The following is a 13,845-nucleotide window of genomic DNA, read 5'->3' on the forward strand; positions in this document are numbered from 1 at the left end:
TGGGCATCGAGCCGCGCGCGCGCATCGTGGCGGCCGCCGTCACCGGCAGCGATCCGACGCTGATGCTGGCCGCGCCGGCCGCCGCCATCCGCAAGGCGCTGAAGAAAGCCGCGCTGTCCATCAACGAGATCGACCTGTTTGAAGTCAACGAAGCCTTTGCCGCCGTCGTGCTGCACTGCCTGCGCGCGCTGCATATTCCGGAGGACAAGGCCAACGTCAACGGCGGCGCCATCGCGCTGGGCCATCCGCTGGGCGCCACCGGCTGCATGCTGCTCGGCGCGCTGCTGGACGAGCTGGAGGAACGTCGCCTGCGCCGCGGCGTGGTGGCGATGAGCGTCGGTGGTGGCATGGGCATCGCCACCGTGGTGGAACGGATGTGAACATGATCAGCACCCACCAGAACGGCGGCGCCCTCACCGCGCTGCTGGCGGCGCGCGCCATCAATCCGCTGAGTCGTTTATTCCAGCGCGAACTGGCGACGCTGCTGGAAAAGCTGGAAGTCCGCCGCAGCAAGCTCAGCGCCGTCATCATCAGCTTCGACGCCGAGCCGGGCGCTACCAGCCACGAACTGGAACACCTGATGGCGCTGACGTCTGCCCAGGCCGCCGACTGCATGCACATGCTGGACGCCTACAATGCGCTGCTGCGCCGGCTGGAAGGCCTGGGCATGCCGGTGATCGCCGCGCTGGCCGGCGAGGTCAGCGGCCATGCCTTCGGCCTGGCGCTGGCCTGCCATCACCGCATCGGCCTGAACGACGCGCGCTTCAGCCTGCCGCAGGTACAGCTGGGACTGGCGCCGGCCGCCGGCGAAATCGCCCGCACCGCGCGGCTGGCGGGTTTGCGGGCCGCCATGCCGCTGCTGCTGGAAGGCGCGGTCCTGAGCGCCGAGCAGGTGCGGCAGGCGGGCCTGCTGCACGCCGTTGCCGCCAGCGAGTCCGAGCTGGCGCGGCTGGTCGCGACTGCCCAGGACAACGGCGCCGTCATGCAGCCCTGGCAGGCAAAAAACTACCGCCTGCCGGGCGGTGAACTGGACAGCGCACCGCTGCGCGCCCTGCTGCAACAGGCACCGGCCCGTGTCCGCGAACGCGCCGGCGGCCCCCATCCGGCCGCCGAGGCCATCCTCTGCGCCATGGTCGAGGGCCTGCAGGTGGATTTCGATAATGCGCTGCTCATTGAGAGCCGATATTTTTGTCAAACCGCTATCAATCCGGTTCTGCGCAAGAGCGGCTTTCTTCTCTAACGCGCGGTTTTTCGACCGAACTCAAGCGTTTTCTGTAAAAGTCGCTGAGATGTTGTCTTTTTTCATGTAATTTCACTGGCATCAGTGATACATTGCGTTCTGGTTTTGCAAGATCCGAGCCACCAGATTGTTACGTGCATAAATTGAAAGAATAGATTTTCGCGATGCCAACCAGTGTTCTGCCCCAGCCGCGTCATGAATTGGATAACCTCATGGAAGAGGCTGGCGATGTTGTTTTCCGTTTGAATCCGCTCGGCCAACTGCTGTTTGCCAGCCAACGCGCCAACGCCCGTGTGGGCGGCGCCGCGCTGGCCGGCACTGCATTGGCCAACCTGCTGGCGGATGCCGACCATGCCCAGCTGGCGCCGGTACTGGCCGCCGTGCTGGAGACGCGCGCACCGCGCCTGCTCGAAGCGCGCCTGAAAACGCCCGACATCGAAATCTGGCACGAACTGCGCATCTCCTGCTACGCCAATGCCGACGACACGCCCGAGCTGCTGGTGGTCGGCCGCGACATGACGGTGCAGCACGCCACGGAAGAACGCCTGCGCCACATGGCCACGCACGACGCTTTGACGGAACTGCCAAACCGCCTGCTGCTGTCGGACCGCATGCGCATGGTGATCGCCAACGCGCGCCGTTCCGGCCAGGGCTTCTCGGTGGCCACCATCGGCCTGGACGGTTTCAAGAAAGTCAATGACGGCCTCGGCCATCCGATCGGCGACGCCCTGCTGCGCACCGCCGCCCAGCGCCTGCGCAAGACCCTGCGCGACAGCGACACCCTGGCCCGCGTCGGCGGCGACGAGTTCGTCGCCATCCTGCCCGGCACCGCGACCGAAGCGCAGATCAAGCTGGTGACCGGGCGCCTGATCGCCACGCTGCAATCGCCGTTTGAAATCGACTCGCACACCATTTATGTCGGCGCCTCGGTCGGCGTCTCGGTCTACCCGCAGCACGGCGAGGACGACATCCGCCTGCTGGCGCTGGCCGACGCCGCCATGTCGCGCGCCAAGGAAACCGGCAAGGCGCGCGCGCTGGTCTACAGCAGCGCGCTGGCCGGCCCGCCGCAGCACGACATCTCGCTGGAGGCGGCGATGTTCCAGGCCGTGCGCGAAGGCGAATTCCTGCTGTACTACCAGCCGATCGTCGACGCCCACACGCGCGAGATCCAGGGCTTCGAAACGCTGATGCGCTGGAAGCATCCGACGCTGGGCATGGTGCCGCCGGCGCGCTTTATCCCGATCGCCGAGACCAATGGCCTGATCAACCTGTTGGGCGCCTGGGCGCTGAAGGCGGCCTGCGTGCAGCTCAAGCAGTTCGAAGAGGTGGCCAAGCGCAGCCTGTACATCTCTGTTAATATCAGCCCCCGACAGTTCCGCAACGATAAATTCTTGGATGTGCTGGATGATGCGATCGCCTTTTCCGGCCTGCTTGGTGAGCAATTGGTACTAGAAATCACAGAAGGCACACTGATGATCGACCCGGTCCACGCCGAGTCCATCCTGTCCAAAATGGCCGAACGCAAGGCGCGCATCGCGATTGACGATTTCGGCACCGGCTATTCCTCCCTCGCTTACCTGAAGCGCTTCCCGATTTCGGTCCTGAAGATCGACCGCACCTTTATCCGCGACCTGCCCGGTTCGCAGAAGGATGGCGCCATCTGCAACGCCGTGCTGGACCTGGCCAAGCACCTGGACCTGTCCGTGGTGGCGGAAGGCGTGGAAACCGAGGAACAGATGCAGTATCTCGAAGAACGCGGCTGCCAGTACATCCAGGGCTACCTGACCGGCAAGCCGATGGCGGCCAACGTGGCGCTGGCGGCGCTGAAAGAAAGCATCCACGCCAAGATGGTGCCGGCGGACCTGCGACAGGTGAGCCAATGATCAACAGCTACAAGGCCGCCACCGCGCTGGGCAACAAGACGCTGACGGAACTGGGCGACTGCACGCGCCGGCGCGGCGACATGCCGGGCTTCGCCAAGGCCATCACCGCCATCCTCGGCGCCATGCGCGGCGAAGACGAGCAGGAATTCAACATGACGCGCACCGTGCTGTCCGATCCGGTGCTGACGCAGAAGGTGCTGCGGCTGGCCAACAGCGGCATGTACTCGGCCTTCGGCCAGCATGTGAACACGGTGTCGAAAGCGGTGCTGGTGCTGGGCACCGAGGCGATCGGCCATCTGGCGCTGGGCCTGAAGCTGATCGAGGAACTGGCCGCCACATCGAACGACACCACCATCGCCCACGTGGAAATGGAAAAGGCGGTGCTGGCCGGACTGGTGGCGCAGCAGATCGCCTACACCGCTGAAAGCCGCCACGGCGAGGAAGCCGTGGTGTGCTCGATGCTGCACACGCTGGGCCGCATGATGCTGACCTATTACATGCCGGAGCGCTGGCACGAGCTGCAGCGCCTGGCCGACCAGACCTCGCGCACGGTGGAGGAAGCGGCGCCGGAGCTGCTGGGTCTCAGCCTGGAAGAAGTCGGCCATGCCGCCGCCATGCACTGGGGCTTGCCGAAGGCGCTGCTGAACGGCATGCGCACGCTGGCGCCGGCCGAACCGGGCGCCGAGATTTCGGAGTCCGACTGGATCGCCGCACTGTCGACCATGGCGGCGCGCTGCGCGGAATCGCTGTGGCATGACGACGCCGAGGGCGCCGAAAAGGTCAAGCAGCTGACCGAGAGCTATTCCGCCATGCTGGGCGTGGAGCCGTCGAATCTGGCGCACGCCATCGAGCAGGCCAAGGTGATCGCCGCCAACGACCTGTCGATCGCGCCGTTGTCGCGCCCCGCCGAGCGCCGCGCCAAGGCGCTGGCCAAGACGCGCCAGCGCGCCGCCGGCAACAAGATCCTGCTCAGCGGCCTGTCCGACATGCGCGACGTGCTGGATACGGCCAGTCCCGGCCAGATGGTGCAGATCGCGCTGGAGACGGTGTACAAGGGCCTGGACTTTTCGCGCGCGGTGGCGTTTGTCCGCAACCGCAAGGACAACAAGTACGCGGCCAAGATCAGCTTCGGCGAAGGCACCAGGGAGCTGCTGCCATCGATGGCTTTCGACGACGCCTACGAACCGAATGTGTTCCACGCCGCCTTGAACAGCGACCGCGTGATCTTCATCGAGAACGCGCACGACGCCAAGTTCTCGGCCAAGCTGCCGCTGTGGTGGCGCAGTTCGCTGGCCGAAGCGCGCAGCTTTGTCATCCTGCCGCTGTCGGCCAACGGCCAGCCGGCTGGTTTCCTGTATGGCGACTGGGATGAGTCTTTCCCGCCGATCCAGCTGAGCCAGACCGAGTTTTCGCTGCTGAACGACATGCGGGCGATGGTGGTGCGCGCCGTCGAGCGCCGGCATGGGGTAACGCCGGAAGCGGTAGCGCGCTAAGCGCGCGCCTGCGGCGCAAAAACCTGCCTGAGCGATTGCGCCTCCGCCAGCGCATCGCTCCAGGCGCCGAGTTGCTCCACGCTGGCTTTCGCCAACCTCCTCCGCGTCGTTTGCGGCAGCGGCCCGAAACGCTGTAACAACAGGCGCTCCAGCAACAGCGCCGCCCCTTCCCGGCGGCCTTGCTCCAGACCTCTTTCCAAACCTTTTTCAATGCCTTTTTCCAGTCCTTGCGTCAGACCTTTCTTCAATCCTCGTTCCCATCCCTTGTCGATGAACGACTGCTCCAACGGGCTAATCCATTCCATTTTGCGCTCCTTTTCCAACTGGAGAACCGCCTGCCAATAGCGTTGCTGGTGTGATGCAGGCAAAACCATCATCCAGTTAATCACTTTGAACAAAACAATTATGCGCTGCTTGCGCCAACCATGTTGGTACAGTAGCTTGGTCAGTTGCCACTTGGCGGCATACAACTCATCCGCATCGCGTCGATCTGGCTGGCATAATCCAGCAGCTTGGCGGCAGCAAACGAAATCCCCATCACCGTGCCCAGCAAGCTGTTGTGAAAAGCTTGCGGGCGCCAAACAGGATCATCATCGGCCAACAACACCAGACTGGCAACCGGCTGTTTATACTCAGCAAAAATACGGTAGTTATAGTCGAGCACACGCCGCGCCAGCGAACCATCGCGCTGCGCCTGGACTTCGATGTGGATCAGCACCCATTGCACGCCGCCGTCGCGCAGCGACACTTCAACCAGCTTGTCCGCCACCAAACCGCCAGGAGAATCGCCAAAGCCGATTCCTGCCAGCTCCTTATCCCGAAAGCGCGGGCGTTTGGACCAATCGATCTGCGTCGCAATCTCGCCGAAGAAGAAGGTCATGAAGTCGCGAAATGCATGCGTCACTGCGCTTTTCCAGGGCGAATCATAACGGGCGGGCGGTGTGGGCGGCGGCATTCGCCCAGTCTACGGCGACGCCCTGCCCCGTCATATGAGGTACTGCAAATTTCTGATCAATGGCCGTCGTTGCGCTGCCAGCGGAACGACAAGGTCGCCGCCACGGCGGACAGGGATACCAGCGCCGCCGCCACAAAGTACACCGATTCCGCGCCCGCCCGCTCCCACCATTGCGCCAGGAACAGGCCGCCCAGCGAGCCGCCGATGCCATACGAAATGCTCATGTACAGCGCCTGCCCGCGCGCCTGCAACGGCCCGGAGAACCAGCGCTGCAACGACATCACCGACGACGAATGGTGCAGCGCAAAGGTCGCCGCATGCATCAGCTGCGCCACGATCAGCAGCCAAAGCTGATGCGAGCCGGCGCCTATCATCAGGAAGCGCACCACGGCCACGCCCAGCGCCAGATACATCATGCGCATCGCACCCCAGCGCCTGAACAGCGGCGCCTGAAAGTAGAACAGCATCACTTCGGCCAGCACACCCAACGACCACATGGCGCCGATCACGGTCTTGCTATAGCCGCTGCGTTCCAGGTACAGCGAATAGAAGGTATACAGCGAAGCATGCGCCGACACCATCAGCGCGGTCGAAGCAAAGAAGGCGATCACCTCGCGCCGGCGCAGCAGCGACAGCAAAGGCGGCGGCGGATCGCGGTGCGTGCGGCGAGGCACATCGTGCAGCCGGAACGCGGCCAGGATGGTCGCCACCAGCAGCCCGACCGCCACCCAGGGCAGCGTCACGATGCCGTAGCGCTCCAGCGCGATCGACGCCACCGACACCGACACAATGAAGCCGATCGAACCCCACATGCGAATCCGGCCATAATAGGTCAGATCGCCCTTCATCTCGGACAGCATCAGCGCTTCGCAGATCGGCGCTTGGCCGCTGGTGAACAGATTGAGAATCACCATGGCCAGCATGAAGTGGCCAAAGGTCGCACCAAAGAAAAAACCGGAGAAGCCCGCCAGCGCCGCAAAACCTGCCGCGCGCAGCACCAGCACGCGGCGGTCGTAATGATCCGCCACGTAGCCCCAGACATTCGGACCGACGATGCGCAACACCTGGATCATCGACATCAGCACGCCGATCTGCGCGACCGTCATGCCCTTATCGGCAAAGAACAGCGTCGCGTAAGTGCTCCAGGTGCCGGCGTGTGCGTAGTAGCAGAACAGGAATAAGGCGAAGCTGAAAGCCTGCGCCGGCACTTACAGTTCGATGTTGGGAGTGGATACCTTGACGTCGCCGCACTGCGCGCGGTGCATCAGCGCGTGGTCGATCAGCACCAGCGCCAGCATCGCCTCGGCGATCGGCGTGGCGCGGATGCCCACGCACGGATCGTGGCGGCCGAACGTCTCCACCATCACCGGATTGCCGTCCTTGTCGATCGAAGGACGCGGCGTGCGGATCGACGACGTCGGCTTGATGGCGATCGATACCGTGATGTCCTGGCCGGTCGAAATGCCGCCCAACACGCCGCCGGCGTTGTTGCCGACGAAGCCCTGCGGCGTCAGCGGATCGCCATGTTCGGTGCCCTTCTGCGCCACCGATTTGAACCCGGCGCCGATCTCGACGCCCTTAACGGCGTTAATGCCCATCATGGCGTAAGCGATATCGGCATCCAGCTTGTCGTAAATCGGCTGGCCCAGGCCCACCGGGATATTCTGCGCCACGACGTCGATGCGCGCGCCGATCGAATCGCCGGCCTTGCGCAGCTCGTCCATATACGCTTCCATGCGTTCGATGACGGCGGCATCGCCGGTGGCGGCGAAGAACGGATTGTCCGGCACGTGCGCCCAGTCCTGGAACGGCACCGCGATCTCGCCCAACTGGCTCATGCAGCCCTTGAATACCGTGCCGTACTGCTGATGCAGCCACTTCTTGGCGATGGCTGCCGCGCCGACCACCGGCGCCGTCAAACGGGCCGACGAACGGCCGCCGCCGCGCGGATCGCGGACGCCATATTTATGCCAATAGGTGTAATCTGCATGACCAGGACGGAAGCTTTCGGCGATGTTGCCGTAATCCTTGCTGCGCTGGTCCTCATTGCGAATCAGCAACGCGATCGGCGTGCCGGTGGTGACACCCTGGTACACGCCCGACAAGATCTCCACCGTATCCGACTCCTGGCGCTGCGTCACGTGACGCGAGGTGCCCGGCTTGCGGCGATCCAGTTCCGGCTGAATGTCGGCTTCGGACAACGGCAAACCTGGTGGGCAACCATCGATCACACAACCAATCGCGGGACCGTGCGACTCACCAAAAGTAGTTACTGAGAACAATTTGCCAAAAGTATTACCGGACATAGGAAAAGAATCTTCGGAAAAATGGGGAAAGTCCCTCATTCTACCAGCCGACGCCCCGTGACGGGCCGCCTCAATAATAATTTCCACAAGGCAAGTTTCGCTTGGTAAAATATCATTCTTTTGATACAAGTATGGTGCAACTTGCACATCAGCGCGCAAGCCACGCCTGAAAGCGCCGGAAAACCGCATTCTTTTTGACAATTCGCTATATACTTGAACGCAAGAACACCGAGTACTTGGAGAAGCTACACATGCCCCCACCGGTCACACCCCTTGAGCAATCCAAGGATGATCAAGACGATTTGGTATTCTTAGAAGAGCATCCGGCCGCGCCTGTTTCGACGGGCGCACGCAATGTCTGGCGGGTCATGATTATCGACGACGACGAAGACGTCCACTCGACCACCACCTTTGCGCTCGGTAACCTCGACATGCAGCATCGCCCGCTGGAGTTTGTGCACGCCTATTCGGCCGGGCAGGCGCGCGAATTGCTCAAGCACGAGCCGGAAATCGCCGTCATCCTGCTGGATGTGGTGATGGAACAGGACGATGCCGGCCTGCATCTGGTGCGCTACATCCGCGAAACGCTGAAGCTGCACGACGTGCGCATCATCCTGCGCACCGGCCAGCCCGGCTATGCGCCGGAAATCGACGCCATCCGCGATTTCGACATCAACGATTACAAAACCAAGTCGGAGCTGACCCGCATCAAGCTGTTCACCACGGTGACGGCGGCGATCCGCTCCTACGAGCAGATCCGCAAGATCAACGACAGCCGGCGCGGCCTGAACCAGATCGTCCACGCCAGCACCCAGCTGATGACCTTGCACGGCGTGCAGAACTTCGCCGCCGGCGTGCTGTCGCAGATCGGCGACCTGCTGGGCTGCGAAGCCAACGGCGTGCTGTGCGTGCAGGAATGCCCGGACGACGGCTGCCACGAGCTGATGGTGATGGCCACCGCCGGCACTTTCCGCCACTTGAGCAACATCACGCTGACGGTGCGCGAGGACCAGCGCATCCACGAGGCGCTGGAACTGGCGCTGGCGCAGCGTCGCAATGTCTACGGCCCGGATTTCATCACGCTGTACTTTGCCGGCAAGGCCAGCCGCGACTTCGTCGCTTTCCTGGAAGTCAAAAAAGCGCCGACCGAGATCGACGAGCGCCTGCTGGAAGTGTTCTGCAGCAATGTTGCTGTCGGCCTGGACAACGTCGAGCTGGTCACGCACCTGCATAACGCCGCCTTCTACGACCAGCTGTCCAAGCTGCCGAACCGCACGCGGCTGGTGGAAATCCTCGACGCCACCATCGCCGGTCCGGCGCGCGACGACGCCACCCTGTCGCTGGTCGACCTCGACCACTTTGCCGAAACCAATGACGCCCTCGGCCACCAGTTCGGCGACATGCTGCTGATCGCCGTCGCCGGCCGCCTGCAAACCGAGCTGGGCGACAGTGTCACGGTGGCCCGCATCGGCGGCGACATCTTCTGCGTGCTGGGCGATTCGATGCAGGTCAATCCCGGCAACATCCTGGCGTTGTTCCAGCGCGCCTTCAGCATCGACGGCCAGGACGTGCAGCTGTCCGCCACGCTGGGCCTGGTGCGCCTGAACGAACACGAAGGCAGCGGCGCCGATGCGCTGAAAGACGCCGACATCGCGCTGAAACGCGCCAAGTCGCAGCAGCGCGCCGGCCACTTCTACTTCTCGCGCTCGATGGGCGTGGAAATCCGCGAACGGGTGCGCATGATGCACGCGCTGCGCACGGCCTTCGGCCAGAACCAGCTGTTCGTGGTGTACCAGCCACAGATCGACCTGGCCACGCGGCGGCCGGTCGGCGCCGAGGCGCTGCTGCGCTGGCAGACGCCGGACGGCAAGTTCATCTCGCCGGACCGTTTCATCCCGATCGCCGAGTATTCCGGCCTGATTATCGACCTGGGCGAATGGGTGATGCGCACCGCCTGCCGCGAGCTGGTGGACCTGCGTAAGGCCGGCCACCATGACTTCATGATGTCGATTAATGTCTCGCAGGTGCAGTTCCGCCATCCGCTGTTCCTGGAAATGTTGAAGCGCGCGCTGGAAGACACCGGCGCGCCGCCGCAGAACATCGAGCTGGAAATCACCGAATCGATGGCGATGGAAGAGCCGGACCTGCTGATCAAGATGCTGGGCCAGATCAAGCAGACCGGCGTCAGCATCGCCATCGACGATTTCGGCACCGGTTTCTCGTCGCTGTCGTATTTGCAGCGCCTGCAGATCGACCGCCTGAAGATCGACCGCGCCTTCGTCACCGAAATTACCGGCTCGGCGCGCGGCAGCAGCATTGCGGAAATGGTGATCCAGCTGGGTCGCAACCTGGGCCTGGCGGTGATTGCGGAAGGTGTGGAAGACGAACGCCAGGCGCAGATCCTGCAATCGCTGGGCTGCCCGCTGGCGCAGGGCTTCCTGTTCGCCCGGCCGATGACGGCCACCGCCCTCAGCGGCTGGCTCAGCAACGACGCCCTGGAGGGCGCCGCTTAATAAAAACCGGGGTCAGTGCCGACATTCGGACACGGGCTCAACCGCTAACGGTTGAGCCCGTGTCCGAATGTCGGCACTGACCCCGGTTTGGGTTTAGTCAGCGGCTTCGGCTTCCGCAGGCCAGTCGCGGATATAGGCCTTCAGCATGCGGTTCTCGAAGCTTTGCGCTTCCAGCACCGCGCGCGCCACGTCATAGAAGGAAATCACGCCGAGGATGGTCTTGGCGTTCATCACCGGCAGGTAGCGCGCGTGCTTTTCCAGCATGATGCGGCGCACCTCATTGACTTCCGTGTCCGGCGTCACGGTGATCGGGGCGTCGTCCATGTGCTTGCGCACCGTGCCGGCGCCCACCGTGCCCTGGTTGTCGTGCAGCGCGCGCAGCACCTCGCGGAAAGTCAGCATGCCCACCAAGTCGCCAAATTCCATGACGACCAGCGAACCGATGTCTTTCTCGGCCATGGTGTTGGCGGCATCCGCCAGGGGTTGATCGGGGGAGATGGTGTAAAGGATGGAACCTTTAACTTGCAGAATTTCGGAGACTTTCATGGTGGCCGTCCTGTTCGCTGATATGCGCTCTGTGAATGGGAGTTCTAGTTTTTCTTAGCCTTGTCCGAATGTAGCCTATGCCCGGTAAAAAAGCCAGCGCTTCGGATAAGCAAAACATAACATTATTGTCTTACTGTAGGATAGCTGCAAAAAACAGGAGACAGACATGCCCAGGCCCACAGTGGTTTTCATCCACGGCGCGCTGAACGACCATTCGGTATGGTCGGCGCAGCGCCACCACCTTGCGCAGCGCGACTACCCGGTGCTCACGCTCGACCTGCCGGGACACGGCGCCACGCCGGGGCCGGCCCTCGCCAGCGTCGCCGCCATGGCCGACTGGCTGCTGGCGGCGCTGGACGCGGCCGGGATACCGCAGGCGGCGCTGGTCGGCCACAGCATGGGGTCACTGATCGCGCTGGAGGCGGCCGCCAAGGCGCCGCAGCGCGTCTCGCACCTGGCGCTGCTGGGCTGCGCGTTCCCGATGAAGGTGGCCGATGCGCTGCTGGACACCGCGCGCAACGACGAAATGCGCGCCATCGACATGGTCACCAAGTGGTCGCACACGCCTGGCTATGCGGACACCGAGACGCTGCGCCAGCTGATGCGGCGCATGGCGGGCGCGAATCTGCTGTACACCGACCTCGCCGCCTGCAACGCCTATGACCACGGCGACGCGGCAGCGCAAACGGTGCGCTGCCCCGCCCTGTTCATCTTCGGCGCGGCCGACGTCATGACGCCGCCGAAGGCCGCGCGCCTGCTCACCGCCGCCATGCCGCAAGCACAAAGCGTGATGCTGGAAGCCGGCCACGCGATGATGGCCGAGCAGCCGGACGCGGTCAGCGAGGCGCTGGCCGCGTTTATCGGCAGTCGATAGGGCCGAAGTGGTCGGCCAGGGTCTTGCCCAGGCCTGCTTCGACGGCGGTTTCCACTTCGCGCGCCAGCGAGGCGGCTTCGCGGGCAGCCTGCAGGTCGAGTTCATCGTCGCCGTCGGCCACCACGCCGGCGTTGACCGGCATGCCGGCAAACACGAACAGGCGGTAGACATCGGCCAGCGTCAATTTTTTCGGATTGGCGAGAATGACCCAGTTGTCGGCGCCATCGCTCACCCGCTTGCCCCACTGGACGCGCGGCGGCGCGGCCACCGGCACCCGTCCGACCCAGCCTTCCGCCACCATGCGTTCCAGCAGCGTGTCCATTTCATCGAAGCCCAGGCGCGTGCGCTCGCGGATCTGCACCGCGCTGACCAGCGCCGTGTCGCCGCACTTGGACGCCACGTGCAGCACCCGCAGGATCGCCATGGCGTCGACAAACTCGCCGCCCGGCTGCGCCTCGTGCCACCAGCGCTCGTACTTCACCACCGGCAGCGCGGCCGTCAGCAAGGCGCCGAACAGGGTGATCATCCACGATACATAAATCCATAACAGGAACAGCGGCAAGGCCGCCAGTGCGCCATAAATCTTGGAATACGTCGGAAACTGTGTAATGAACACCGCGAAACCACGCTTGGCCACCTCGAACGCCAGGCCGGCCACCAGGCCGCCCCAGGCCGCGTCGTGCCAGTCGACGTCGCGGTTCGGCACCACCACGTACAGCAGCGTGAAGGTGGCCATGCTCAGCGCCAGCGACACCGCCGTATAAATCAGCGCGCCGAGGATAGGCACTTGGCTCATCAGGTCAGTGGTCGCCATGAACACCTGCGACGACAACGTCAGCGACACGCCGATCAGCAGCGGCCCAAGCGTGATCAGCGCCCAGTAGACCAGGATACGCCGCGTCCACGCGCGCTGGCCGCGCACCTGCCAGATGCGGTTGAACACCCGCTCGATCAGGTTCATCATCGCGATCGAGGTGAAGATCAGCGCCACCGCGCCCACCGCCGACAGCCGCGTGGCCTTGGAGGCGAACATCGTCAGGTAATTGAGGATGGTGCTGGAAATCGTCTTCGGCATCACGCTTTGCACGAAGTACGCCTCCAGCGAACTGCGGAAGGTGTTGAACATCGGGAAGGTGGTGAAGATCGCCAGGGCGATCGTCAGCAGCGGCACCAGCGCAAACACGGTGGTGAAGGTCAGGCTGCCGGCCACCTGCGGCAAACTCTCCTCGCGCAGCCGGCGGCGCGCGAACAGAATCAGGTCGCGCACCTCGGGCCAGGACAGCGAACGCACGGTCTTGATGCCGCCACGGCAGGTGCGGAACAGGTACAGATAAAAAGGACGGAGATATTTTTGGTACATGGACGCTATCGTATTACAACGGTGACAATGATGCCATCCGCTAAAGCGCCCTATAATACCGCTGATGAACCATCCTAATCTGACTATTCTTGTACTGTTTTACTCCCGCCATGGCGCAACCCGCAAATTGGCGGAGCTGATCGCCCAGGGTATCGAGAGCGTGCCGGGCTGCGACGCGCGCCTGCGTACGGTGCCGGCGGTGTCCACCGTGGCCGAAGCCACCGAGCCGGACGTGCCGGCCGACGGCGCGCCCTACGTGGAACTGGACGACCTGACGGAGTGCGGCGGCATCGCGGTCGGCTCGCCGACCCGCTTCGGCAATATGGCCTCGGCCATGAAGTATTTCTGGGACGGCACGGCCAGCCAGTGGCTGTCCGGCGCGCTGGCGGGCAAGCCGGCCTGCGTGTTCACCTCGACCGGCAGCCTGCACGGCGGCCAGGAGTCGACGCTGCTGTCGATGATGATCCCGCTGTTCCATCACGGCCTGATGGTGCTCGGCCTGCCCTACACCAATCCGGAACTGATGACCACTTCCAGCGGCGGCACGCCCTACGGCGCCAGCCACTGGTCCGGCCTCGATGGCAAAAAGGTCATCACCGAGGATGAGAAACGCCTGGCCATCGCATTAGGCAAGCGCTTGGCCGAAACAGCAGTCAAACTTAACGGATAGACGCC

Annotated in this window: 12 protein-coding genes and 1 pseudogene; 7 read left to right on the top strand and 6 right to left on the bottom strand. The window is 63.6% G+C overall.

The window, feature by feature from the left end:
* From GJ698_RS06190 to GJ698_RS06205, 4 genes and pseudogenes are all read left to right on the top strand, one after another.
* Positions 1–380 (top strand): annotated as a pseudogene (locus GJ698_RS06190) (acetyl-CoA C-acyltransferase); the annotation flags it as partial.
* 2 nt (positions 381–382) lie between these two features.
* Positions 383–1,240, top strand: coding sequence for an enoyl-CoA hydratase/isomerase family protein (locus GJ698_RS06195; protein ID WP_154356750.1), 858 nt, complete (start codon positions 383–385; stop codon positions 1,238–1,240).
* A 212-nt stretch (positions 1,241–1,452) separates the two neighbouring features.
* Positions 1,453–3,123, top strand: coding sequence for a putative bifunctional diguanylate cyclase/phosphodiesterase (locus GJ698_RS06200; RefSeq protein WP_154356751.1), 1,671 nt, complete (start codon positions 1,453–1,455; stop codon positions 3,121–3,123).
* On the top strand, positions 3,120–4,616 hold the full coding sequence (locus tag GJ698_RS06205; RefSeq protein ID WP_154356752.1) for an HDOD domain-containing protein: 1,497 nt from the start codon (positions 3,120–3,122) through the stop codon (positions 4,614–4,616). Before GJ698_RS06200 ends, GJ698_RS06205 begins: the two co-directional genes overlap by 4 nt.
* Here GJ698_RS06205 and GJ698_RS06210 read toward each other — a convergent pair.
* From GJ698_RS06210 to aroC, 4 genes are all read right to left on the bottom strand, one after another.
* Complete coding sequence (locus tag GJ698_RS06210) at positions 4,613–5,086, bottom strand: DUF4351 domain-containing protein (RefSeq protein ID WP_154356753.1); 474 nt, start codon at positions 5,084–5,086, stop codon at positions 4,613–4,615. The genes GJ698_RS06205 and GJ698_RS06210 overlap by 4 nt on opposite strands.
* On the bottom strand, positions 5,062–5,496 hold the full coding sequence (locus tag GJ698_RS06215; RefSeq protein WP_154356754.1) for a hypothetical protein: 435 nt from the start codon (positions 5,494–5,496) through the stop codon (positions 5,062–5,064). Before GJ698_RS06215 ends, GJ698_RS06210 begins: the two co-directional genes overlap by 25 nt.
* Positions 5,497–5,627: 131 nt before the next feature.
* Positions 5,628–6,779: an MFS transporter gene (locus GJ698_RS06220; RefSeq protein WP_371865156.1), complete on the bottom strand. Its 1,152-nt coding sequence runs from the start codon at positions 6,777–6,779 to the stop codon at positions 5,628–5,630.
* Positions 6,780–7,877, bottom strand: a complete 1,098-nt coding sequence (gene aroC, locus GJ698_RS06225) for a chorismate synthase (RefSeq protein WP_154356755.1) — start codon at positions 7,875–7,877, stop codon at positions 6,780–6,782. It lies immediately after the preceding gene.
* Between the two features lie 251 nt (positions 7,878–8,128).
* Between aroC and GJ698_RS06230 the strand changes: the two genes are divergently transcribed.
* Positions 8,129–10,390, top strand: coding sequence for a putative bifunctional diguanylate cyclase/phosphodiesterase (locus GJ698_RS06230; protein WP_154356756.1), 2,262 nt, complete (start codon positions 8,129–8,131; stop codon positions 10,388–10,390).
* Between the two features lie 93 nt (positions 10,391–10,483).
* Here GJ698_RS06230 and GJ698_RS06235 read toward each other — a convergent pair whose 3' ends face one another.
* Positions 10,484–10,936 (bottom strand): CBS domain-containing protein, encoded by a 453-nt coding sequence (locus tag GJ698_RS06235; RefSeq protein ID WP_154356757.1) that lies wholly within the window; start codon positions 10,934–10,936, stop codon positions 10,484–10,486.
* 166 nt (positions 10,937–11,102) lie between these two features.
* Here GJ698_RS06235 and GJ698_RS06240 point away from each other — a divergent pair, with 166 nt between their 5' ends.
* The gene (locus GJ698_RS06240) at positions 11,103–11,810 is read left to right on the top strand and encodes an alpha/beta fold hydrolase (RefSeq protein ID WP_154356758.1); all 708 of its coding nucleotides are present in this window, start codon (positions 11,103–11,105) and stop codon (positions 11,808–11,810) included.
* On the opposite strand, the gene GJ698_RS06245 is transcribed toward GJ698_RS06240, so the two are convergent.
* On the bottom strand, positions 11,794–13,170 hold the full coding sequence (locus GJ698_RS06245; RefSeq protein ID WP_154356759.1) for a YihY family inner membrane protein: 1,377 nt from the start codon (positions 13,168–13,170) through the stop codon (positions 11,794–11,796). The genes GJ698_RS06240 and GJ698_RS06245 overlap by 17 nt on opposite strands.
* A 64-nt stretch (positions 13,171–13,234) precedes the next feature.
* On the opposite strand from GJ698_RS06245, the gene wrbA reads away from it, so the two are divergent.
* A complete protein-coding gene (wrbA, locus tag GJ698_RS06250; protein ID WP_154356760.1) occupies positions 13,235–13,840 on the top strand; it encodes an NAD(P)H:quinone oxidoreductase in 606 nt (201 codons plus the stop codon).
* Positions 13,841–13,845: the final 5 nt, after the last annotated feature.

This window comes from Duganella aquatilis (genome assembly GCF_009674565.1).
In the GTDB taxonomy this organism is placed as follows: domain Bacteria; phylum Pseudomonadota; class Gammaproteobacteria; order Burkholderiales; family Burkholderiaceae_D; genus Rugamonas; species Rugamonas aquatilis.

What these genes read in the sequence shown, in the direction of transcription:
- GJ698_RS06235 (WP_154356757.1), bottom strand. Translation starts at nt 10,936, where the DNA reads ATGAAAGTCTCCGAAATTCTGCAAGTTAAAGGTTCCATCCTTTACACC.
- wrbA (WP_154356760.1), top strand. Translation starts at nt 13,235, where the DNA reads ATGAACCATCCTAATCTGACTATTCTTGTACTGTTTTACTCCCGCCAT.
- GJ698_RS06195 (WP_154356750.1), top strand. Translation starts at nt 383, where the DNA reads ATGATCAGCACCCACCAGAACGGCGGCGCCCTCACCGCGCTGCTGGCG.
- GJ698_RS06230 (WP_154356756.1), top strand. Translation starts at nt 8,129, where the DNA reads ATGCCCCCACCGGTCACACCCCTTGAGCAATCCAAGGATGATCAAGAC.
- GJ698_RS06200 (WP_154356751.1), top strand. Translation starts at nt 1,453, where the DNA reads ATGGAAGAGGCTGGCGATGTTGTTTTCCGTTTGAATCCGCTCGGCCAA.
- GJ698_RS06205 (WP_154356752.1), top strand. Translation starts at nt 3,120, where the DNA reads ATGATCAACAGCTACAAGGCCGCCACCGCGCTGGGCAACAAGACGCTG.
- aroC (WP_154356755.1), bottom strand. Translation starts at nt 7,877, where the DNA reads ATGTCCGGTAATACTTTTGGCAAATTGTTCTCAGTAACTACTTTTGGT.
- GJ698_RS06240 (WP_154356758.1), top strand. Translation starts at nt 11,103, where the DNA reads ATGCCCAGGCCCACAGTGGTTTTCATCCACGGCGCGCTGAACGACCAT.
- GJ698_RS06215 (WP_154356754.1), bottom strand. Translation starts at nt 5,496, where the DNA reads ATGACCTTCTTCTTCGGCGAGATTGCGACGCAGATCGATTGGTCCAAA.
- GJ698_RS06245 (WP_154356759.1), bottom strand. Translation starts at nt 13,170, where the DNA reads ATGTACCAAAAATATCTCCGTCCTTTTTATCTGTACCTGTTCCGCACC.